Origin of the sequence: Rothia sp. HMSC069C04 (genome assembly GCF_001812895.1) — a bacterium.
In the GTDB taxonomy this organism is placed as follows: Bacteria; Actinomycetota; Actinomycetes; order Actinomycetales; family Micrococcaceae; genus Rothia.
Window position 1 is genome coordinate 197,105 of record NZ_KV810742.1, and the last position, 20,095, is coordinate 217,199.

At 58.8% G+C, this 20,095-nt stretch carries 17 protein-coding genes; 6 read left to right on the forward strand and 11 right to left on the reverse strand.

Annotated features, from left to right (window positions below; genetic code table 11):
• Positions 1 to 109: 109 nt before the first annotated feature.
• Positions 110 to 1,939, forward strand: coding sequence for an ABC-F family ATP-binding cassette domain-containing protein (locus HMPREF2879_RS05920; protein WP_049362297.1), 1,830 nt, complete (start codon positions 110 to 112; stop codon positions 1,937 to 1,939).
• A gap of 181 nt (positions 1,940 to 2,120) precedes the next feature.
• Here HMPREF2879_RS05920 and HMPREF2879_RS05925 read toward each other — a convergent pair whose 3' ends face one another.
• The 6 genes from HMPREF2879_RS05925 to rsmI form a co-directional block, all read right to left on the reverse strand.
• Positions 2,121 to 3,119 carry a 4-(cytidine 5'-diphospho)-2-C-methyl-D-erythritol kinase gene (locus tag HMPREF2879_RS05925; protein WP_070635015.1) on the reverse strand — a complete coding sequence of 333 codons (999 nt, stop codon included), beginning with the start codon at positions 3,117 to 3,119 and terminating at the stop codon, positions 2,121 to 2,123.
• A gap of 68 nt (positions 3,120 to 3,187) precedes the next feature.
• Positions 3,188 to 4,060, reverse strand: a complete 873-nt coding sequence (rsmA, locus tag HMPREF2879_RS05930; RefSeq protein ID WP_070635016.1) for a 16S rRNA (adenine(1518)-N(6)/adenine(1519)-N(6))-dimethyltransferase RsmA — start codon at positions 4,058 to 4,060, stop codon at positions 3,188 to 3,190.
• A gap of 45 nt (positions 4,061 to 4,105) precedes the next feature.
• Positions 4,106 to 4,927, reverse strand: coding sequence for a glycosyltransferase family 25 protein (locus tag HMPREF2879_RS05935; protein ID WP_070635017.1), 822 nt, complete (start codon positions 4,925 to 4,927; stop codon positions 4,106 to 4,108).
• Between the two features lie 385 nt (positions 4,928 to 5,312).
• Positions 5,313 to 6,134, reverse strand: coding sequence for a glycosyltransferase family 25 protein (locus HMPREF2879_RS05940; protein WP_044150717.1), 822 nt, complete (start codon positions 6,132 to 6,134; stop codon positions 5,313 to 5,315).
• 476 nt (positions 6,135 to 6,610) lie between these two features.
• Positions 6,611 to 7,684, reverse strand: a complete 1,074-nt coding sequence (locus tag HMPREF2879_RS05950) for a TatD family hydrolase (RefSeq protein ID WP_070635018.1) — start codon at positions 7,682 to 7,684, stop codon at positions 6,611 to 6,613.
• 66 nt (positions 7,685 to 7,750) lie between these two features.
• The gene (rsmI, locus tag HMPREF2879_RS05955; RefSeq protein WP_070635019.1) at positions 7,751 to 8,698 is read right to left on the reverse strand and encodes a 16S rRNA (cytidine(1402)-2'-O)-methyltransferase; all 948 of its coding nucleotides are present in this window, start codon (positions 8,696 to 8,698) and stop codon (positions 7,751 to 7,753) included.
• 197 nt (positions 8,699 to 8,895) lie between these two features.
• Between rsmI and HMPREF2879_RS05960 the strand changes: the two genes are divergently transcribed.
• The gene (locus tag HMPREF2879_RS05960; RefSeq protein ID WP_070635020.1) at positions 8,896 to 10,542 is read left to right on the forward strand and encodes a dolichyl-phosphate-mannose--protein mannosyltransferase; all 1,647 of its coding nucleotides are present in this window, start codon (positions 8,896 to 8,898) and stop codon (positions 10,540 to 10,542) included.
• A gap of 203 nt (positions 10,543 to 10,745) precedes the next feature.
• Here the strand turns inward: HMPREF2879_RS05960 and HMPREF2879_RS05965 are convergent, their stop codons facing one another.
• From HMPREF2879_RS05965 to HMPREF2879_RS09645, 3 genes are all read right to left on the reverse strand, one after another.
• Positions 10,746 to 12,077 carry a DUF1461 domain-containing protein gene (locus HMPREF2879_RS05965; RefSeq protein WP_070635021.1) on the reverse strand — a complete coding sequence of 444 codons (1,332 nt, stop codon included), beginning with the start codon at positions 12,075 to 12,077 and terminating at the stop codon, positions 10,746 to 10,748.
• Between the two features lie 146 nt (positions 12,078 to 12,223).
• A complete protein-coding gene (locus tag HMPREF2879_RS05970) occupies positions 12,224 to 12,451 on the reverse strand; it encodes a DUF3499 family protein (RefSeq protein ID WP_049355905.1) in 228 nt (75 codons plus the stop codon).
• 20 nt (positions 12,452 to 12,471) lie between these two features.
• Complete coding sequence (locus HMPREF2879_RS09645) at positions 12,472 to 12,888, reverse strand: WhiB family transcriptional regulator (RefSeq protein ID WP_049362311.1); 417 nt, start codon at positions 12,886 to 12,888, stop codon at positions 12,472 to 12,474.
• Between the two features lie 694 nt (positions 12,889 to 13,582).
• Between HMPREF2879_RS09645 and HMPREF2879_RS05980 the strand changes: the two genes are divergently transcribed.
• A complete protein-coding gene (locus HMPREF2879_RS05980) occupies positions 13,583 to 14,383 on the forward strand; it encodes a TIGR03089 family protein (protein ID WP_070635022.1) in 801 nt (266 codons plus the stop codon).
• A 180-nt stretch (positions 14,384 to 14,563) separates the two neighbouring features.
• Here the strand turns inward: HMPREF2879_RS05980 and HMPREF2879_RS05985 are convergent, their stop codons facing one another.
• Positions 14,564 to 15,181, reverse strand: coding sequence for a GtrA family protein (locus tag HMPREF2879_RS05985; RefSeq protein ID WP_070635023.1), 618 nt, complete (start codon positions 15,179 to 15,181; stop codon positions 14,564 to 14,566).
• Between the two features lie 363 nt (positions 15,182 to 15,544).
• Here HMPREF2879_RS05985 and HMPREF2879_RS05990 point away from each other — a divergent pair, with 363 nt between their 5' ends.
• The 3 genes from HMPREF2879_RS05990 to HMPREF2879_RS06000 all read left to right on the forward strand — a co-directional run bounded on the left by HMPREF2879_RS05990 (position 15,545) and on the right by HMPREF2879_RS06000 (position 18,494).
• Positions 15,545 to 16,735 (forward strand): 5-(carboxyamino)imidazole ribonucleotide synthase, encoded by a 1,191-nt coding sequence (locus HMPREF2879_RS05990; protein ID WP_070635024.1) that lies wholly within the window; start codon positions 15,545 to 15,547, stop codon positions 16,733 to 16,735.
• A 99-nt stretch (positions 16,736 to 16,834) separates the two neighbouring features.
• Positions 16,835 to 17,473 (forward strand): 5-(carboxyamino)imidazole ribonucleotide mutase, encoded by a 639-nt coding sequence (gene purE, locus HMPREF2879_RS05995; RefSeq protein ID WP_049350050.1) that lies wholly within the window; start codon positions 16,835 to 16,837, stop codon positions 17,471 to 17,473.
• 19 nt (positions 17,474 to 17,492) lie between these two features.
• The gene (locus tag HMPREF2879_RS06000; protein WP_070635025.1) at positions 17,493 to 18,494 is read left to right on the forward strand and encodes a lipid II:glycine glycyltransferase FemX; all 1,002 of its coding nucleotides are present in this window, start codon (positions 17,493 to 17,495) and stop codon (positions 18,492 to 18,494) included.
• 215 nt (positions 18,495 to 18,709) lie between these two features.
• Here HMPREF2879_RS06000 and glpX read toward each other — a convergent pair whose 3' ends face one another.
• Positions 18,710 to 19,717 carry a class II fructose-bisphosphatase gene (gene glpX, locus HMPREF2879_RS06005; RefSeq protein WP_049327916.1) on the reverse strand — a complete coding sequence of 336 codons (1,008 nt, stop codon included), beginning with the start codon at positions 19,715 to 19,717 and terminating at the stop codon, positions 18,710 to 18,712.
• Positions 19,718 to 20,095 lie beyond the last annotated feature (378 nt).

A 20,095-nucleotide genomic window follows, 5' to 3' on the forward strand; every position in this document is an offset into this window, starting at 1 on the left:
AGCCGCGCGCCCCGCAATCCCCACAGCTTTTCTCAGCACCGCCAAGTAGCCCCTCATCAAAGCTTGGGGCGCTACTTGAACTGAAGACTCACCCTGTACCCTAGAAGGCGTGGCACATCTACTTGGCGGCGAATCGCTGCACCTCGAATTCCCTACCCGAACCATCTTTGAAGGCATCACGGTCGGCCTGAACGAAGGCGACCGCATCGGCATTGTCGGTCGCAACGGCGACGGCAAGTCCACCCTCATGAAGATTCTTGCCGGCCGGCTCGAACCGGACTCCGGCCGCGTTACCGTGCGCGGCGGCACCCGCATCGGCTACCTCGACCAGTCAGACGTCCTCAATGACGACCACACCGTCGGCTACGCAATTGTGGGCGACACCCCCGAATACGAATGGGCGTCGCAGGCACACATCCGCGATGTCATCTCCGGTCTGGTCTCTGACCTGCCCTGGGATGCCCCCGTCTCTTCGCTCTCCGGCGGTCAGCGCCGACGCGTAGCGCTCGCCTCACTGCTCGCGCAGGAGTGGGACGTACTCATGCTCGACGAGCCCACCAACCATCTGGACGTTGAAGCCATCACCTGGCTCGCCAACCATCTGAAGTCGCGCTGGGCAAAGAACGCGGGCGGCCTCATGGTTGTCACCCACGACCGCTGGTTCCTCGACGAAATCTGTACCGACACCTGGGAGGTGCACGACCGCATCGTCGAGCCCTTCGAGGGCGGCTACGCGGCGTATATTCTGCAGCGTGTGGAACGTGACCGTCAGGCAGCCGCTGCGGAGGCGAAGCGTCAGAACCTGATGCGCAAGGAGCTCGCCTGGTTGCGCCGCGGTGCGCCCGCACGTACCTCCAAGCCGAAGTTCCGCATTGATGCCGCCAATGCCCTCATTGCGGACGTTCCGCCCGTGCGCGACACCGTGGAGTTGAAGAAGATGGCGGTCTCCCGCCTCGGCAAGGACGTGGTCGATCTCGAAAACGTTTCCGTCGTCTACGACGATTCCTCGATGCCCGGCGGCAAGCGCCCGGTGCTGAAGAAGGTTACCTGGCGTATTGCCCCCGGCGAGCGCACCGGCATCCTGGGCGTGAACGGCGCGGGTAAGTCCACCCTACTCTCCCTGGTGACGGGCGACCTGAAGCCGACTGAGGGCCGGGTCAAGCACGGTAAGACCGTGAAGATTGCGACCCTGACCCAGCAACTCGATGAGCTCAACGAGGTTGCTAACGACCGCGTCTCGGATGTGATTGGCCGTAAGAAGCGTAGCTACATTGCCGATGGTAAGGAGCTATCCCCTTCGCAGATGCTGGAGCGTCTGGGCTTTACGAGCGCGCAGCTGTCTACCCCGGTCAAGGACCTTTCGGGTGGTCAGAAGCGTCGCCTGCAGCTCATGCTGATTCTGCTGGATGAGCCGAACGTGCTGATTCTCGACGAGCCCTCCAACGACCTGGACACCGATATGCTCGCCGCGATGGAGGACCTGCTGGACACTTGGCCGGGCACCCTGCTGGTGGTCAGCCACGACCGTTACCTCATGGAGCGTGTCACCGATCAGCAGTACGCCGTGATTGACGGTTCGTTCCGTCACTTGCCCGGCGGCGTGGACGAGTATTTGGCGCTCTCAGCAGCCGGTGCCGGCGGTTCTGCCGCCGGTAGCGTGCAGGCGCGTGCCGCCTCCTCGGCGCAGGCTTCTGCTGAGCCGGATACCCCGAAGGTCTCCGGTGCCGAGCTGCGTGCGGCGCAGAAGGAATCCGGTGCGATTGAACGCCGCCTCGCCAAGCTCGCTGCAGAACAGGAGAAGCTCTCCGAGCAGATGAGCGCGCACGACGCCTCGGACTACGCCGGTTTAGCGGCACTCGGCGAGCAGCAGCAGACACTTCAGGATGAGATTGACGAGCTAGAAATGCGCTGGCTCGAACTCTCCGAGCTACTAGGCTAAGGTCTATTGGCATAGAAGAATGCCGGTTCTAGATTCAATCTAGAACCGGCATTTGTGTATATATTCAGCTCTCCACTACAGCGGCGGCTAACGGTGAATAGAACCGAAAAGCTTCTCCCAAAGCCGAACAACATATTCGGGAGAGAAAGTACGAGACTTTTCAAGACACACCGCAGATTTTTTAGCCCGCACTGACCGCGCTCACCGCGTGGTTGCCCGCAGCGCGAAGAGTGGACGCAAGAGCCTCCGCCCGAGTCTGCGAAGAAGCCAGCAGAAGCACCGTCGGGCCGGAACCGGACACCAGGGACGCGTACACGCCCTCGCTATCGCGCAGGTTCAGGGTCTGCTCCAGCTGCGGGGCGCACGAAAGTGCGGGTGTCTGCAGGTCATTACGTAGCAGCAGCGCCAAGGAGGCGAGCGCCGCCTCCGAACCGTCATAAGAATTCAGGGCGCTCAGAAGCTCTACGGGTTCCATCAGCTCGCCGGAGGCGGGATACTCACCGGCGGCACGGCCCGCGTCCAGCTGCTTGAATACGCTGGGGGTTGAGAGGCCAAACTGCGCGGCAACAATCACCAGGTGCAGAGGTTCCCGAGGCGCCGCAATATTCTGCAGCTCGGTACCGGTCCCCTGCCCCAGTGCGAGGGTCTGCCCGAGCGCGGCACGCACGCTAAAGGGAATATCGGCGCCCAGTTGCGCGGCAAGACGTTCATAATCCGTCTGGGTCAGGAGCGCACCGGTGCGGCCGGTTGCGCACAGATAGCGGTCCGTAGCAATGAGGGCAGCAGCAGCGTCCGCTGAGCCGCCAGCCATACCGCCAGCCACGGGCACAGCCTTCGCAATATGCAGGTGCAGCGCCGGGACAGATTCGATGCCGTGCTCCGCAAGAATCAGCGCAGCGGCACGGTACACAAGATTCCGCTCATCCATCGGCACGTCGGCAGGGTCGAACTGCCCCGCCTGCATTTGCTGATCCACCAGGGAGCCGGGCACAATATCCATACTCAGACTCAGCCCCGGTGCCTGCCCCTCAGAGACCGTGATGGTCTCCGTCAAAGAGACCGCCGCAAAAAGCGTAGTCAACGGGTGGTAGCCGTCCGGACGGACGTCCCCCACGGCGAGGTACAGATTGACCTTACCGGGAGCATCAACCGAAATAGCAACCTGGGAGGCGGTACTCATCAGCGCATACACCTTTCGCGCGGGAATTCGCGTGAGAACGTCAGTGAAAAATTTAGAATGAGAAGAAGCTACTCCGCTACAGGCTCAGCCGGGACAGTCAGCGAAGCCTCCGCAATACGGATAAAACCGTGAATATCCAGCTTCTCGCCGCGTTCCGTCGGAGCGATACCGGCAGCCACCAGAATCTGCTCCGCACGCGCACCCGAACCCGCCCAGGAACTCAACGCAGCACGCAGAGTCTTACGGCGCTGAGCGAAAGCAGCGTCCACAATCGTGAACACCAGGTCACGGTCAACGGTAGAGAGAGGCTCCTCGCGCATGTGGAAACCCACCAGGCCCGAGTTAATCTTCGGTGCAGGCCAGAACACGTTCTTGCCAATCACGCCCGCCTTATACACCTCGGCATACCAATTAGCCTTCACCGAGGGCACACCGTAAATCTTTGAACCCGGGGTCGCCGAAAGACGGTCGGCAACCTCGTCCTGAACCATCACCAGGGCGTGACGGATGCTCGGGAACTGCGCAAACAGGTGCAGAAGCACCGGAACCGCCACGTTATAGGGCAGGTTCGCCACCAGAGCATCCGGAGTGCGGGGCAGCTCGGTGACCTTCAGGGCATCCATGAGCACCACATCAATATCGCCCGCCTTCTCGGGGCGGAACTTCTCAATCGTGTGCGGAAGCTGCTGAGCCAGCGGCGGATCAATCTCAACCGCAACCATGTCCTTCGCCGCGTCCAGAATACCCAGGGTCAGCGACCCCAGGCCCGGGCCGACCTCCAGCACCGTCTCCTCCGGTGAAATCTCTGCCGCATTGACAATACGACGAATCGTATTAGGGTCAATCACAAAGTTCTGCCCAAGAGTCTTCGTCGGACGAATACCGAGCATCTCGGCAAGCTCACGAATCTCAGCAGGGCCGAGCAGGGGCAGATCGTTCACAGCGTTCCTTCACATAGGTGGATGGTGGGGAGGTTACAGTTTAGGTTACCGCGAGAAACGCTGCTTTACCTCATCAACAGTGGCTTCCAGAGCGTTCTTAGCATTTGTAATACGCTTCTTCGGCGCCAAAGCAATACGCACTCGATCCAGCGGACCAGTACCGTGCTGGAGGCTATTCACCTTATCCAGATGACGCTTACCGGATTCCAAAATGACGCTGCTGCCTTCCCAGCCGCACAGGCCAGGCTGCACAAAACGCACATCCACACCCCACAGCTGGTACAGCCTATAATCATCAGCCACAGTACCCGGCGCCTTGTCCTCAAACTGCTTGAGTAGAAGCTCAGCACCCGAACGGGAAATCAGGTACAGACCGGTGCAAACCAGGGGCCAAGTACCGTACGGCTTACCCATACGGTACTTACCGTGCACAAAAGGAGACAGCAGAGACAGGCGGATGTATTCCACCTGCGGGTTCAGCTTGCCGGCATCATTCGCAAAAGAATCGCTGAGGTTCACCAGCTGCACCTGCGGGTACTTCGTGATGATTGCGTTCACCACCGCCTCAGCATCCGGAGAAAGAAGAATGTCGTCTTCAGCAATCAGTGCCCAGTCGGCGTCGCTCGCAACAAAGTCACGCCACATCTTCACGTGGCTAAGCATGCAACCCTTCTCCGCGGGGCTCGGGTCGCGATGCCAGCGGCTACGGAAAAACTCAACGTCAAATTCTTCATCAGTGACGTGATTATCGCGGTTATCCACCGCAGAATAACGGACAAAATCCTGCGCGGGTGCGCCCACCGAATAGAACGAGTCAAAACGGTTCGCGCCATCCAGGCCCAGAACATACTTCAGAATCTTTGCCATGTTTTTCCCTTCAATAGCTCATCCAGAAGACCTAAGCAGTAGAAGATCGCGTCGGTTAATGATGAGTTTTCAGAACTTCAGACCACCTGCACAACAGAGGGGTTCATCAATCTTAAAAATCAGTGCGTAAACGGCAGGGAGTCTGAAATATTGAGCGTGTGATAAATACGCACACCGCAGTGCAACGTAAAAAGAATTCTATCATTCACCATGCGCCAATCTCAGGTCTCCTCAGGTTAAAACGCGATGTGGCACGCGTCGTACTGGTGCACAGCAAAAATCCCCTCCCTACCGGATATACACAATAGGGAGGGGATACTGGACAGGCAGAAGACCCACATATTTAGATTTTTATGTGATGACAGTAGCCCAATCCGTCTCTGGGTTATCGTCCCAGGCGCTGCTTCACATCATCAATGGTGGCTTCCAGAATATTCTTCGCGTTCGCAATACGCTTCTTCGGCGCCAGGGCGATGCGCAACCGATCGAGAAAACCAGTGCCATGCTGCGTGCTCTTGAGGCTTTCCAAGTGACGAACGCCAGAAGTTTGAATGAGGCTAGTACCTTCCCAACCGCATAGACCGGGTTGCACCAAATATACGTCTACCCCCCATTCTCGATAGAGGGAATAATCATCGGCAACAACGCCAGGAACCGTCTCTCCATAACATTCCACGAGTCGTTCAGCCCCAGAACGCGAAAGAAGATACAGGGCAGCACCATACAGAGGCTTTGAACCATAGGCATTACCCATACGGTACTTGCCGTACACAAAAGGAGAAAGCAACGAAAGACGAGGGTAATCAACCTGCGGGGTGAGCTTGCCAGCTTCAGAAGCGTAGATATCGCCCAGGTTAACCATCTGCACGTGAGGATACTTTTCGATAATCCTATCCACTACAGGTTGCAGGTCAGGGGAAATGAGGACATCGTCCTCAGCAAACAAAGCCCAGTCGGCATCTGAAGCGAGGAAGTCCTTCCACATGTGGTAGTGGCTCAAAGCGCAACCCTTCTCGGCAGGCCTCGGCTCTTTACCGTAACGAGCCAAGAACTGCTTGCTATCGAATTGCGCATCAGTGACGTGATCATCGCGGTTATCCACCGCAGAATAACGCTGAAAATCTTGAGCGGGTGCCCCCACCGAGAAGAAAGAATCAAAACGGTTCGCGTCGTCCAGTCCCAGAACGTATTTCAGGATTTTTGCCATGGTTTTCCCTTTGCTGTGGCACGCCCATACAGTCTTTATCTGAAACGACAGAAGCCACGCATGAGTGCCGAGTATTGACTTGGCAACGACAAACGCAAAGCGCGCAGAAAATATGCGCGCACGATAACAAGTCGCCCAGTCAGTGAGTGATGAATCGTATGTATAAAAATACACTATCATTCAATTGAATGATAGTACCCAACAATTGGCGTACGGCCCCCTGTTATGTCTCGCACGTTACATGCTACCTCACGCACTAGAGCTGAAAATAGCTACAAAAAAGCCTCTCCCCGCCATACATATATGACAAAGAAAGGCTTTCTCAAAGAGGCTTACTTATTTCGCCTTGCCCAGACGCTGCTTCACCTCATCAATGGTGGCGTCCAGGGCGTTCTTTGCATTCGCCAAACGCATCTTTGGAGCCAAGGCAATACGCAGGCGATCCAGAGTAGCTCTCCGCTACAGGCTGTACGCGCCTACCACTGACCGTAAACGCGCTCCGAATTCTCACGAATACGGCGGCAGAGCGCCTCCAGCTCCTCGCCGCGGTGAGCCGCCATGAACCGCACCGTGTAGTTCGTCATGTAGGACGCATTCGGGCGGCCGCGGAACGGATGCGGAGTCAAGAACGGCGCATCGGTCTCAGCCAGAATCAGCTCCGGACGAGCCATCTCCAACGACTCCTGAATACCCTTCGAGTTCTTGAAAGTCACCGTGCCGGCAAAGCTCATGTACCAGCCGCGCTCATTGCAGATTTCGGCAAGCTCCGGGCCGCCCGAGTAGCAGTGGAACACGGTACGTTCCGGTGCGCCCTCTTCATCCAGGATGCGCACAACATCCTCGTGCGCGTCACGGTCATGAATCTGCAACGCCAGGTTGTGCTTCTTCGCAATGCGAATATGCTCGCGGAAGCTGTAGTGCTGTGCTTCCTTACCCTCCTCGCCGGTGCGGAAATAGTCCAGGCCGGTCTCACCAATAGCGCGTACACGGTCGGCGGTGGCGAGCTCGTCGAGGGTGGCTAGCGCCGCCTCCAGCTGACCGGCTGTAGCCAGCTCGGGGGCGGTATTGGGGTGAATCGCAATGGCGGCGAGGACACGCTCATCAGCCTGCGCGGCGGCGACCGCGTACAGGGAGGAGGGGATATCGTATCCGACCTGCACAATGCCGGCGATGCCGAGCTTTTCGCCGGCGTCGATTGCATCGCGGGCGCTGATTTCCACTTCGCCGTCGAGCAGGTCCATGTGGGTGTGGTTATCCACGATGGGGTACGGCAGCGGCTCGGGGGCGGGAGGGAAGACCAGGTTACGGCTGCGGCCGTTCTCGCCGGTGGTGGAGCGACGGCGGGTGCCTTCTCCCCCTTCGGCGTCGCTGATGCCGGTGTAGAGTTCCGCCTTATAGGGTGCGGGGACTTCACCGGGGACAGGCGTCCAGCCGTTAGGCAGGGCGGTTGCCTGAAGTGCCGCGGGGGTGGGCAGGGTGTAGTTCGCCAGGGCGGCGAGGGAGTTCAGGTACTCCTGGGTGATTTCAGGACCGGGATAGCTCTGACACATTGATAAATCCTCGGGATAAAACAGCGGGGTAAAACTTAGGGGGTAAAATTGCGCGGTGATTCTGGGCTATTCGGAGCGGGCAGCCAGTGCCGCCTCATACAGGTCGCGCTTGGAGGTGCCGGTCTCAGCGGCAACCGCGGCGCAGGCGCTCTTGAGGCGCTCGCCGCCCGCTACACGGTCGAGGACCAGTTGCACTACGTCCTGTGCTTCGGGGGTTTCGGGGGCTTGTGCACCCTCGACAATAATGACGATTTCGCCGCGGACGCGCTCAGACTCAGCCCATTCGGCAAGCTCTGCCAGGGTACCGCGTCGAACCTCTTCGTGGAGCTTGGTTAGCTCACGGCTGACAGTTCCACGGCGGTCAGCGCCGAAGATCTGCACGAAGTCTGCCAGGGTTGCGGCGGTACGGTGCGGGGATTCGTAGAAAATCATGGTGCGCTCCTCCCCCGCCAGCGAGGCGAGGCGGCGCGAACGCTCGGAGCCCTTGCGGGCGAGGAAACCCTCAAAGGTAAATCGTCCGGTGGGCAAACCGGAGAGCGCGAGCGCGGTCAACGCCGCGGAGGGGCCGGGCACCACGGTGACGGGCAGGTCGGCTTCTGCGACGGCTGCGGCGGCAACGTAGCCGGGGTCGGAGATGGCGGGCATGCCCGCGTCCGAGAGCAGCAGCACACGCTGACCGTCCTGTACCGCCTGCACGATGGTTTCGCTACGTTCGGCTTCGTTGTGGTCGTGGTTGACGATGATGCGGCCGCGGGTGCGCACACCAAGCCCGGAGGCGAGGGTTCGTAGCTTGCGGGTGTCTTCGACGGCGATGAGATCTGCGGTGGCGAGGGCTGAGCGCAGTCGGTCGGAGGCATCGGCAAGGTTGCCGATGGGGGTGCCGCCGAGGATGAGCACGCCGCCTTCTTCGGAGGTGACGGCGGTGTCAGCGGTATCAGCGGTGTCAGTCTGGGGTGCCTCGACCGTTTCTGAGGGGTCGGTGGTTTCTTCGGTGTATTCTGCGGGTGCGGTCATGGCAGGCCTCATGTCTGTGTCTGGTCTTCGTGTACCCACTAAGTGTAACGCCCGCGCTCAATCCGGTGCCGGGCGGGCTTACCGGGTGAGCCCGCCGATAGAAGTAGCTAGTGCGGGTGGGGCTCCGAGCGCGTCATATATGCTGTTCACGGGCTGAAATGGTGCATCGTGCGTTCTGACCCTTTAGGATTGATGGGGTGAAGATACCTAAGCTACTTTCTCCCGCATCTGCCGCTCCGGCTGGTTCGGCTGGTTCTGCCCGTTCTTCGTCTGAACGTGGTCGTTACAGCCTCGATTCGCTGCTGGATGCGCTCGCTGTTGCCTATATTCGTGCCCCGCGTTGGGGTTGGCTGGCGCCCGCACTGATTGTGCTGGTTGCCGGTATTCTGCGTTTTTATAATTTGGCGCATCCGAACGCCATTGTTTTTGATGAGACCTACTACGCCAAGGACGCTTACTCGTATGTGCATTATGGCTACGAGTTGAGCTGGTCGAAGGACGCTAATGCGTCCTTTGCGGCGGGTCACCCGTCGGGTCTGTTGACGGATTCGCCGGAGTATGTGGTGCATCCGCCGTTGGGTAAGTGGATGATCGCAGCGGGCATGGCGATTTTTGGTGATAATAATCCCTTTGGTTGGCGTGTTTCTGCTGCGGTGATTGGCACCCTGTCGGTGGCGTTGATTGCCTATGCTGGCTGGTTGCTGTTCCGTTCGATGACGGTGGCGACTATTGCGGCGTTGCTGGCTGCTGTGGATGGCCTGATGCTGGTGGAGTCTCGTTTGGCTCTGCTGGATATTTTCCAGATGTTCTGGATTTTAGCGACTTTTGTGTGTCTGGTGCTTGACCGTATTCAGGCGCGGCGCGTGTTGGCGCGCAATATTGCGGAGGCGGCACGCCAGAATAGCGGTGTGCTTCCGCCGATGCCGTGGGGCCCGAGTATGGGTCTGCGCCTGTGGCGTTTTGCTGCCGGTGTGTGCGCCGGTGCTGCGGTGGGTGTGAAGTGGAATTCGCTGTTCTTTATTGCGGCGATGGGTCTGCTGACGGTGTTCTGGGATATTAATGCTCGCCGTATTGTTGGCCTGGACAAGTGGGGTTTGACGGCGCTGGTGCGTGACGGCATCCCCGCGTTCTTCCAGATGATTGGTGTGGGTCTGCTGGTGTACCTGAGCACTTGGGCGGGCTGGTTCCAGTCGTCGAATGCGTATTTCCGCCGCTGGGCGGTTGAGAACCCGGGCAAGGGTGTCATGTGGCTTCCTGAGGATTTGCGTTCCCTGTGGGAGTACCATGTCTCGGCGTTTAAGTTCCATTCTGGTTTGAGCAGCCCGCATACGTATTCTTCGCAGGCGTGGCAGTGGCTGGTTTTGGGTCGCCCGACCTCGTACTACTATGAGTCGCCGAAGCTGGGTTCTTCGGGTTGTACCGTGAAGTCCTGTTCCGAGGCTATTTTGAATATCGGTAACCCGGCGATTTGGTGGGCTTTTATTCCGGCGATTATTGTGGCGCTTCTGGTTTTGGTGCTGAAGCGTGATTGGCGTTTTGGTGCGCTGCTGGTTGTGTTCGGTGCGGGCTATTTCCCGTGGTTTATGTACCCGACTCGCACGATGTTTTATTTCTACGCTCTGTCCTTTGAGCCGTTCCTGATCCTGCTGTTGGCGGGTGTTTTGGGTCTGGCACTGTCGGGTGCTCGCGGTTCGGTGTTGCGTGCCCGTTTGGGCGTGACGCTGGTGGCGATTTACCTGGTGGGTGTGCTGATGTTGAGTGCGTACTTTATGCCGCTGTGGACTGCTCAGGTGATTCCGTATGAGCAGTGGTATTCGCATATGTGGTTTAAGTCCTGGATTTAGGCTCAGGTTTTAGGCTGAGGTTTTAGACCTGGTCTTAGACTCAGGTTTAGTCCTGGGTTCAGGCGCGAGCGATGCGAGCTTAGGTATAGCAAAGGGGGCTGGGTTCTACCGTGTGGTAGAGCCCAGCCCCCTTTGGGTGCCCTTTCCGCGCTGGTCTGCACGGGGAAGTGGCTGATGATTTTTAGTTGTCGCCGACGCGTGTGTTAGTTGTCGCCGACTCGTGCGGAGGCGAGCTTGACGCGCAGGTCCTGGCGTTCCTGGCGGCGGCGTTCTGCCTTAAGCTTGCGGTATTTGGTGGGCCAGGTGGTCACGAGCAGGAGGGTAATCTGCGCTGCTACGAGGACCGCTACGGCGATTGCTGCATCGATCCAGAATTGCGGCGGGTAAAGGCGGATGAGGGAGCTTCGTACGGAGAAATCCCAGTTGCCCTGCGGGAAGAACACCTGGTGGAAGGTGGTGAACAGCCATTCCCAGCCGAAGAAGCCCACAACGCCGAGCACCGCGATGAGTCCCAGGGTAATCCACGCGCCGGTGAAGAGGCTGCGGCGGATGGTTCCGGGGGCGCGCTCACGCAGGGAAATGCTGCTAAAGAGGGTCACCAAGAAGAGCGCGGCAACGGCTACAGTGGCGATGAGCAGTACCCACTTCACGTCGTGCATGTGGTTCACTTCTGCTTCGGTGAAGGCGAGGGTATTGTCGGCACCGGTGGTAACGCGGGCGAGGTATTCTCGCGGCGCGAAGTTGTTGATGTAGTCCACGCCGTAGGAGCCCAGGCGCATCCTCTCGACGAGGTAGTAGCCGTAGCTGTCTTCGGGGAATCCGGGGCGGTGATATTCGAGCCAGAGGAAGGGCGCGGAAGCTACAGTGCGGATCGCGATCATGAGTACGGTCAGCGGTACGGTGAGCGCGATGAGGGTTGCACGGAGCTTGAGGAAACGCGGGGTGTCTTCCACAGCGTCTTCGCGTGCCGCGGCGCGTTCTGCGGCCTCGGGTGAGGCTGCCAGGGAGGACAGGGGCGCGTTGGGGTCTGCGACCGCTTGGGTGTGGCCGGTGCGGGTGGTTTCGGTGCGGTACTTGCGTCCGGCGGTGGAGGCGCTTGCCGCCTCCGCTGTGGCGACGGTTTCTGCTTCAGCGGCTTTTTCGGCTTCTGCTGCTGCTGCTTCTGCTTCTGCTGCCCTCTGCATGGTTTCGCGGTTGAGGTCGCTGAGGGTCGGGTTTTTGGGGGTGCTTTGCGAGTCGCGAACGAGGGGCACGAAGCCGGTGGAGACGTTGGTGCGGGTGCGCACGCGGGTGCCGACGCCCTGTTCGCGTAGTTTGCTGCGTGCGGGTACGACGGGTACGGAGCCGGTAGGCAGGTCGGGTTCTTCGGCGACGGTGGGTACGTCTGCTGCGATGCGCCCGAAGGCGCCGGTGTGCGGTGCCGGTTCGCTGGTTTTAGTTTCGGTGCGTCGGGCGTGGAGTAGTTCTTCGGCACTGGTGCGGCGGATGGCCGGGCGCAGTGCGCCCCACATTCCTCGGTGTGTTTCTTTGCTCATGGATCTCGCGTTCTTTTCGAGTGATCGGTGTTTGAGTGAGTTGCGGGTGTCTGTACTATCTGCCAGTTTCTCATATGCAAAGAACCTTCCGCATGAATTCGCGGAAGGTTCTTTGCATTCGGGTGTTTAAATCTTGGGTTCGAATTCTAGGATTCGGTGGTGTCCGCACCCTGAACGGGTACCTTGTAGACCACGCGCCAACCCTGGGGTGCCGTCAGCCGTGCAGCGTGATGGTTGCAGAGGTCATAGGCGTGGGGTTCGCGGAATTCAGAGAGTGCATCGATAAGTGCCGTGGAGTCTGCGTAGGAGTAGTGGAGAGTAACAGTCGCCTCTCGCTGGCAGGTCTGGCGGGAGCACAGTCGTGCGGTCTGCATGTAGATGGTACCTTCCTGGCTTAGCTCGCCTGCTTGCGCAGTCGGCGGCGTTCACGTTCTGACAGCCCGCCCCAAATTCCGAAGCGCTCGTCATTGTCCATTGCATATTGTAGACATTCTTCGCGCACGGGGCATACACCGCATACCCTTTTGGCGTCTCGGGTGGAGCCGCCCTTCTCGGGGAAGAAGGCCTCGGGGTCGGTTTGGGCGCAAAGCGCTTCAGCTTGCCAGGCGAGTTCTCCGTCTTCGCCTTCGGTTCCGTAGAGTCCTGCCGCGGCGGTCCATACGTCGGTGCAGGCAGGCATGTTTCGTTCTGCTTCTGTGAGAAAGGCGTCGGCGGCTTTTTCGAGGGGCTGAGTGGGATTCATGCTACGGCGCTGAGCGCCTGATGCGCGCGCGGCCGCGACAGAGCGGTCGGATGCAATGTAGGAGCCCATGGGTTTTCCTTCCGTATTCTCATTGTGAACTTAATGAGTCTGCGGATCCGTCGTGGACGGAATCTTCGTGTGTATGGTGTGGCATGGTTTGCTCTGGCCTCTACGGTCCCTTCCAGAGCAAACACGCTTATATATCTATTAGACGTGCGACACGCCGTTTCGTCAAACTAGACTTAATCAATGTTTAGATGTATGTGTTACAGGCGTCATATTTAATGTGAATTTGACCTTTATATATTTTTCACCCCTTCACTTGCCCCTGGTCACATCTTGAGCCAGCCTCAAATTTCCCCTTTCAGGACCACTTGCCACCGAATGCAAATTCCGCATCTTGACCGCAAATATAAGGGAAGTCGGCGGTGCAACCCCCTGTAGGAATCCCCCAAACCCCACTCCCAGAAATTTTCAGGAAATTCGAAAAGAAAAGTTTATCTTTTTGACATCCATGTTCTGCATATTTTTCCAGGCTTATTGCGAAACATTTATATTCCCAATTTATCTGCATGCCCTATTTCAAAATAGGACCTTAGTTAGTGCAAAGGTTTTTCATCATTAGGTTTTTTCAAGCACCATCAGAAGTTTTTACTTTACTTCTGTACTTTTCTAGCCCGGCAATCGGCCCTCCCCTCCTCTCCGCTCCCGGAATTGTCCCTGCGCCTCCGCTCCTTCTGAACCGTGAGGTAGAGTGAAACCCATGGTTACTCTCTCCCCCACCGGCGCGTCCGCGCCCACGACTCTGAACCGTTTCTTCGAGAAACTCAGCACTCAACAAACTCCCGCCCTCATCTGGTATTCGGCGGCAGGCGAGCGTATTGAGCTCTCCGGCAGGGTCCTCATGAACTGGGTAGACAAGAGCGCAAACCTGTTGGTTGAAGAATGCGAACTGGCGCCCGATGAAGGTTTTGATCTGCAGGCTCCCCTGCACTGGCGCACTATTGTTCTGGGTCTGGCGGCTCTGCGCGTGGGCGCGATCCTCGATCAGGACGAGCCGCTGGTTGCCGTGGTCTGCACCGAGCAGGAGGCGGGCTACACGAATGACCCCGTGTACCTTCTGGCGGTTGACCGTGCGCCGCTGGCTCTTTCCTACACCGGCGATCTGCAGGCACTGGCTCCGCACGCCGAGGAGGTACTCGATTACTGCGCTCTGGTGCGCAGCTTTGGCGACCAGTACTCGGGTCTACTTCCCGATGATTCGGCAGAAATTATTGAGGGTTTCAGCTATGCGGAAGCCTACGAGCAGGTTCTTGCGCAGGCACAGACCTATCGCACGGCGGGGTACACGCTACCTTCGGGGCAGCGGGCGCTCGCACTGGAGTTGAGCCCCGACTACGGTTTTGATGCTTCGGAGGCGACCCTGAGCGCTCTGCTGGAGGTCCTAGCTATTTTGGCTTCGGGGCATGCGGTGTTTGTGGCTGACCCGAGCGTCAACTGGCAGGATGGACAGCTGGCCTCTCTGATGGTTGCTGAGCGTGCGGTGGAGATTCCCCGCGCATAATGCGCCTTCCCCTGTTGCCCGAAAAATCGCGCGGAAGGCTAACGACCGCGCAGGGTACCAGCAGACACAGCACCAACAAGCACATAGGGGTTTAAATGATTCATCCCCCGATACCGTTCGTATCGGGGGATGAATCGTTATATCACGTTCTAACTATGCTGCTTCTACAATCCGAGGAGCTTAGGAGTTCTGCGAGCCGGGCTTCGACTGCGCCTCGGATGCAGCCGCCTCAGAGCGTGCCTTCTGCTTGGTGGTTTCTTCGCCGTCGAGAATGGCGGCGGCCTCATCAAACATGCGGCCGAGCTCTTCGTGGTCGGTGCCTTCGCCCTTTTCAACCTGCTTGCGGTGCGATCCGTACACCCAGAAGCGGTAGAGGAAGTAGCGAAGAATGGTGCCCAGAATGGTACCGATAATCGTACCGGAGATGAAGGACGCCTCGGGGGTACGCAGGTTCAGCACGTAGGTACTGAATGCCACACAGCCGGCTTCGACGAGAATACCGAGCAGGTTCACCAGACCGAACTCGATAGCTTCGCGCTTCCAGTTTTCGGAGCGGGAGTCGCGGAAGGTCCACAGGCGGTTCATGAGCCAAGAGAAGATGGTTGCGACAATACTTGCAACGACCTTCGCCTTGGTGTGGGACTCCGACATGATAGTCATCATCAGCACCCACACCGTTACAGAGTTGACGATGAAGGCGGCGCCGCCCACGGTACCGAATTTGAGAACCTCAATACCGTAGCTGTCCCAGAGGGATTTCAGGCGTTCGGTAATGGTCGGTTTCGTCTGTGCGCTCATGCGGGGCCTATCTAGCGGGGTTTTATCGGAGAAAAAGGTGCCGATGCTGCGACGGTGAGCGTTGGTTACGTTGTCACTGCGTGGCGCTTCGGTCTCTTTTACAAGCTCTTATATGTTAGTACAGTCCCGGTACGTTGTTTGTCCCTTTGGGAGTTTTTCCATAGACCTCTCAGCTACCGGGTGACTCTTTTCATCATGCGCTGATAGTTTCGTCTCTGCCTGACCGCGCAGAAGGCAGGTTTTTACGATTTCTTCCGGTATTCACGCCCAAATATTGGGCTCTGAAGCCCAGTTGAACCCATTCTGCGACCTTCATGTGGTCTTGCTCCCATAAGCACTCCGAACCCGGTACACTTAGGTGATGTGACTTACCCTGTGACTGGACCCGTAATTGGTGTCATCGGCGGCGGCCAGCTGGCCCGCATGATGGCTCCCGCAGCAACTAACCTTGGCCTGAACCTGCAGATTCTCGCGGAGGCGCCCACCGTTGGCGCCGTGGCAGCGGTACGTACCGCTCCCGTCGGGGACTACAAAGATCTGGACACCCTCCGCGAATTTGCTCGCGGCAAGGATGTCATCACTTTCGATCATGAGCACGTGCCCACTGAATTTCTGCGCACCCTCATGGCAGAGGGCGTAAATGTGCAACCCCGCCCGGAGGCTCTGCAGTACGCTCAGGACAAGCTCCTGATGCGCGCCGCTATTGAGCGTCTGGGCCTGCCGAACCCCCGCTGGGCTAAGGTTTCTACCCTGGACGAGCTGCTCGCCTTCGGCGATGAAATCGGCTGGCCCGTAGTGCTGAAAACCCCGCGCGGCGGTTACGACGGCAAGGGCGTACTCGTTCTGGATTCCCCCGAGGAGGCTCGCGAGCGCAGTACTGCGTGGTTCGAGCAGTTGCCTTCCCGCGCTGATTTCTCCGCCCTGCTTGCCGAGGAGAAAGTGCCCTTCACCCGTGAGCTCTCCGCTCTAGTGGCTCGCCGTGAGAGCGGCGAGGTGCGCCCCTGGCCGGTCGTTGAGACCATCCAGGTGAACTCTATCTGCGACGAGGTTATTGCCCCCGCGCAGAACCTGGACCCCGAGATCGCTGAGGCTGCCGCAGCCGCTGCTGTGACCATTGCCTCCGAGCTGGGCGTGACCGGTGTAATGGCGGCTGAGCTTTTCGAGGTTCCCGGCTCCCCCGCCGGCTTCTACATCAACGAGCTGGCGATGCGCCCGCACAATACTGGCCACTGGACTCAGGACGGCTCGGTGACCAGCCAGTTCGAGCAGCACCTGCGTGCGGTACTTGACCTTCCGCTGGGTGATACCTCCGTGTTGGAGGGTGTTGCCGTGATGAAGAACTACCTGGGCGGTGAGAACGAAGATATCTTTGGCGTCTATCCGCTGGCGCTTTCGGCTGAACCGCGCGCAAAGATTCACTTCTACGGCAAGGAAACCCGCCCGGGCCGCAAGATTGGTCACGTGAACATTACCGGCACGGTGGCTGAGCTTGAGGCGCTGCGTCATAGCGCCGCGAATGCCGCCTCCATTTTGCGTGACGGCCGCCCCCTATAGCCCCTGTTTTAGCCGGTGCGTGGGGTGAGAGCATCCTGCGTATCCGGATCCCCCTAATGATGGTGGTTCGCCACCGCATCCTGAAAGGATATGAGGATTATGTCTCAGTCTCCCTATGATTCTTCCCAGCCTATTGTTGGCATTGTGATGGGTTCGGATTCGGATTGGTCGGTCATGGAGGCCGCAGCCGAGGTTCTGGACGAGTTCGGCATCCCTTACGAGGCTGATGTTGTTTCTGCACACCGCATGCCCGAGGACATGATTGAGTACGGCAAGAAGGCTCACAGCCGCGGTATCCGCGTGATTATTGCCGGTGCTGGCGGTGCTGCTCACCTGCCCGGTATGCTCGCTTCCGTGACCGCTCTGCCTGTGATTGGTGTTCCGGTGCGTCTGAAGAACCTCGAGGGCATGGACTCGCTGCTGTCGATTGTTCAGATGCCCGCCGGTGTTCCGGTAGCTACCGTCTCCATTAACGGTGCTCGCAATGCGGGTCTGCTGGCTCTGCGTATTCTGGGTTCGGGTACCGATGCGTTTGCTCAGCAGGTTCACGCTGATTTGCGTCAGTTCTCTCAGGATCTGCGCCAGACCGCGATGGACAAGGGAGCCGCTCTGCGCACCCGAGTTGCCGAGGCGAAGGCTAAGGCAGCGGCCGAGCGCGAGGCGGAGGAGAGCTCCTCCGCCCCCCGCCCCGCTTCTGCTCCCGAAGCGTCGTCGGAGCCCCAGGCTTACGTTCCCTAAGCTCGGATACACTAGAAGTATGAGCAATATTCTTCAGTCCGATATTTGGGCACGTTTTCAGGAATCTAATGGTCACACCGTAATCCGTAAGAGCGGTAACGGCTGGTCGTACCTTGCAACCGTTGAGGGCGGCGCTACCGGCCGCTACCTGTACAGCCCGTACGGACCGGTCGCCTCCAGCGCTGTGGCTTTTGATGAGGCTCTCGCGTCATTGAAGGAAGAGGCTGCGAAGCTTCGTTGCCTGTTTGTGCGCATTGAACCCACTGAATCCGCTATTTGGGGCGATCAGGATGCGGCTGCTTTCTTGGCTCGTCGCGGCGCGGTTCTGGCTCCTCGCCAGGTGCAGCCTTCGCACACTCAGATTATTGATCTTTCGGGCTCTGAGGACGAAATCCTCAAGGGAATGATCCCCAGTTACCGTAATCGTCATCGTAATCTCCACAAAAAGGGCGTGACCGTTGAGGTTTCGACCAATCCCTCGGATATGACGATTCTCTTCGGCTTCCTCGAGGAAACCGCGGACCGTAACGGTTTTAACCGTCAGCAGGATGAGTACCTGATGCAGGTTGCTCGCGTGCTGATGCCCGCCGGTGCGGCGTCCCTGTACATTGCGAAGCTGACCGATGAGAACGGTGAGAGCACCCCGATCGCGGCGGCGTTTGTGTACGATTCGGATGACACCCGCACCTACGCGCACGCTGCGGCTTCTTTTGAGCACCGCAACCTTAGTGCAGGTGTTGTGGTGGTGACGAACTTTATCCTGGACGCTAAGCGTAAGGGTCTGAAGTACGTTGACCTCTTCGGTATTGCGCCGGAGGATCAGCCGGATCACGAGTGGGCTGGTTTCACGAAGTTCAAGAAGTCCTTCGGCGGCGAGTCGGTGGAGTACCCGGGTACCTGGGATGTTCCGGTAACCTCGTTGGGTTACCGCGCCTACACGCTGGCGTACAAGGCTCGTCCGGCAGTTCGTGATGCTGTGTCGAAGGCGAAGGCGAAGGTTCAGTCTTTCCGCTCTCGCTAACGGGTTCAGGCTCGTCCTTACTGGGGCGTATCCTGAGAACTAAAAGCTAAATACATGAGGGAGCCGCCCTCACCGAGTTCTTCGGTGGGGGCGGCTCCCTGTGTATGTATGTGCAATGTTTGAGGAGTCTTAGCGCGGCTCCTCAGCCCTTGCGGGGGCGAAGATTACTGCCCTTCGAGGATTACTGCGCTTCGAGGATTACTGCGCTTCGAAGATTACTGCTCTTCGGGGCTCTTGGTGTGCGAGAGAATCTCGCGCAGGCGGGAGAGGCGGTGCTCTGCCTCGACGGTACGCACGGTACCCGAGGAGGAACGCATAACCAGCGACTGGGTGGTCACAACGTTCTTGCTGTAGCGCACGCCGCGCAGCAGCTTGCCGTCGGTGATACCGGTTGCGGCGAAGAAGCAGTTGTCGCTGGTGACCAGGTCGTTGGTGGTCAGCACACGGTCGAGGTCGTGGCCGGCTTCCAGTGCCTTTTCACGTTCTGCCTCGTCGGTCGGTGCCAGGCGGCCCTGGATGACGCCACCGGTTGCCTTGATAGCGCATGCTGCGACAACACCTTCGGGGGTGCCGCCGGTGCCGAGCATGAGGTCCACGCCGGTGTTTTCGCGGCAGGCTGCGATAGCGCCGGCGACGTCACCGTCGAGGATGATGCGGGTACGGGCGCCGGCCTCGCGAATCTCCTGGATCAGCTTGGCGTGGCGGGGGCGGTCCAGCACGCATACGGTCAGCTCGCTGACCTTCTTGCCCTTAGCCTTAGCGACCAGGTGCAGGTTCTGCTTGACGGGCAGGCGCAGGTCGACGAACTCTGCGGCTTCGGGGCCGGTGACCAGCTTCTCCATGTAGAACACTGCGGAGGGGTCGAACATGGTGCCGCCGTCTGCCACAGCAATCACGGAGAGGGCATTGTCCATGCCGAGTGCGGTCAAGCGGGTACCGTCGATGGGGTCAACCGCCACGTCGAGGGAGGGACCGGAGCCGTCGCCGACGTTCTCGCCGTTGTACAGCATGGGAGCCTTGTCCTTCTCGCCTTCACCGATGACAACGGTGCCGTTGAAGTTGACGGTGGAGAGGCGGTAGCGCATTGCGTCTACGGCTGCACCATCTGCGAGATTCTTTTCGCCTGCGCCGACCCAGGGGCCTGCAGCAATTGCTGCTGCCTCAGTCGCGCGGACCAGTTCCATTGCGAGGTTGCGATCGCCGTGGTTGTTGTTCGTAGTCATAGACTCACCTTCGAGATTTCTGAATACACCGTCGGCTGGCTGGTTCTTTCCAGCACGAAGTCGCCGACGCAGTAGTGCTCCTTTCAGGATAGCGCGCGGGCGCTTCGTTTTTCTTGTTCTGAACGAGTTTGCGTGCGTGTTGACTTTAAGGTGAGCAGATGCGGCAAATTGGTGAGGGCTGCGTCTCTCTTCGGCGCTTCATACGCTCTGAGGCACTGATTTTGGGTGTTGTGAAGGCGTGCCAAACTAGCTATTTTTCGCATATTTAAGGCATATTTGAGGTAGGTTCTTTCTCCGGGAGGCTCCCGGCAAGGAGCTGAGCTTCAGCGCGAGCGCCTGAAGCCCCATATACCCGTTCGCAGATTCGCTGGCTCCGAC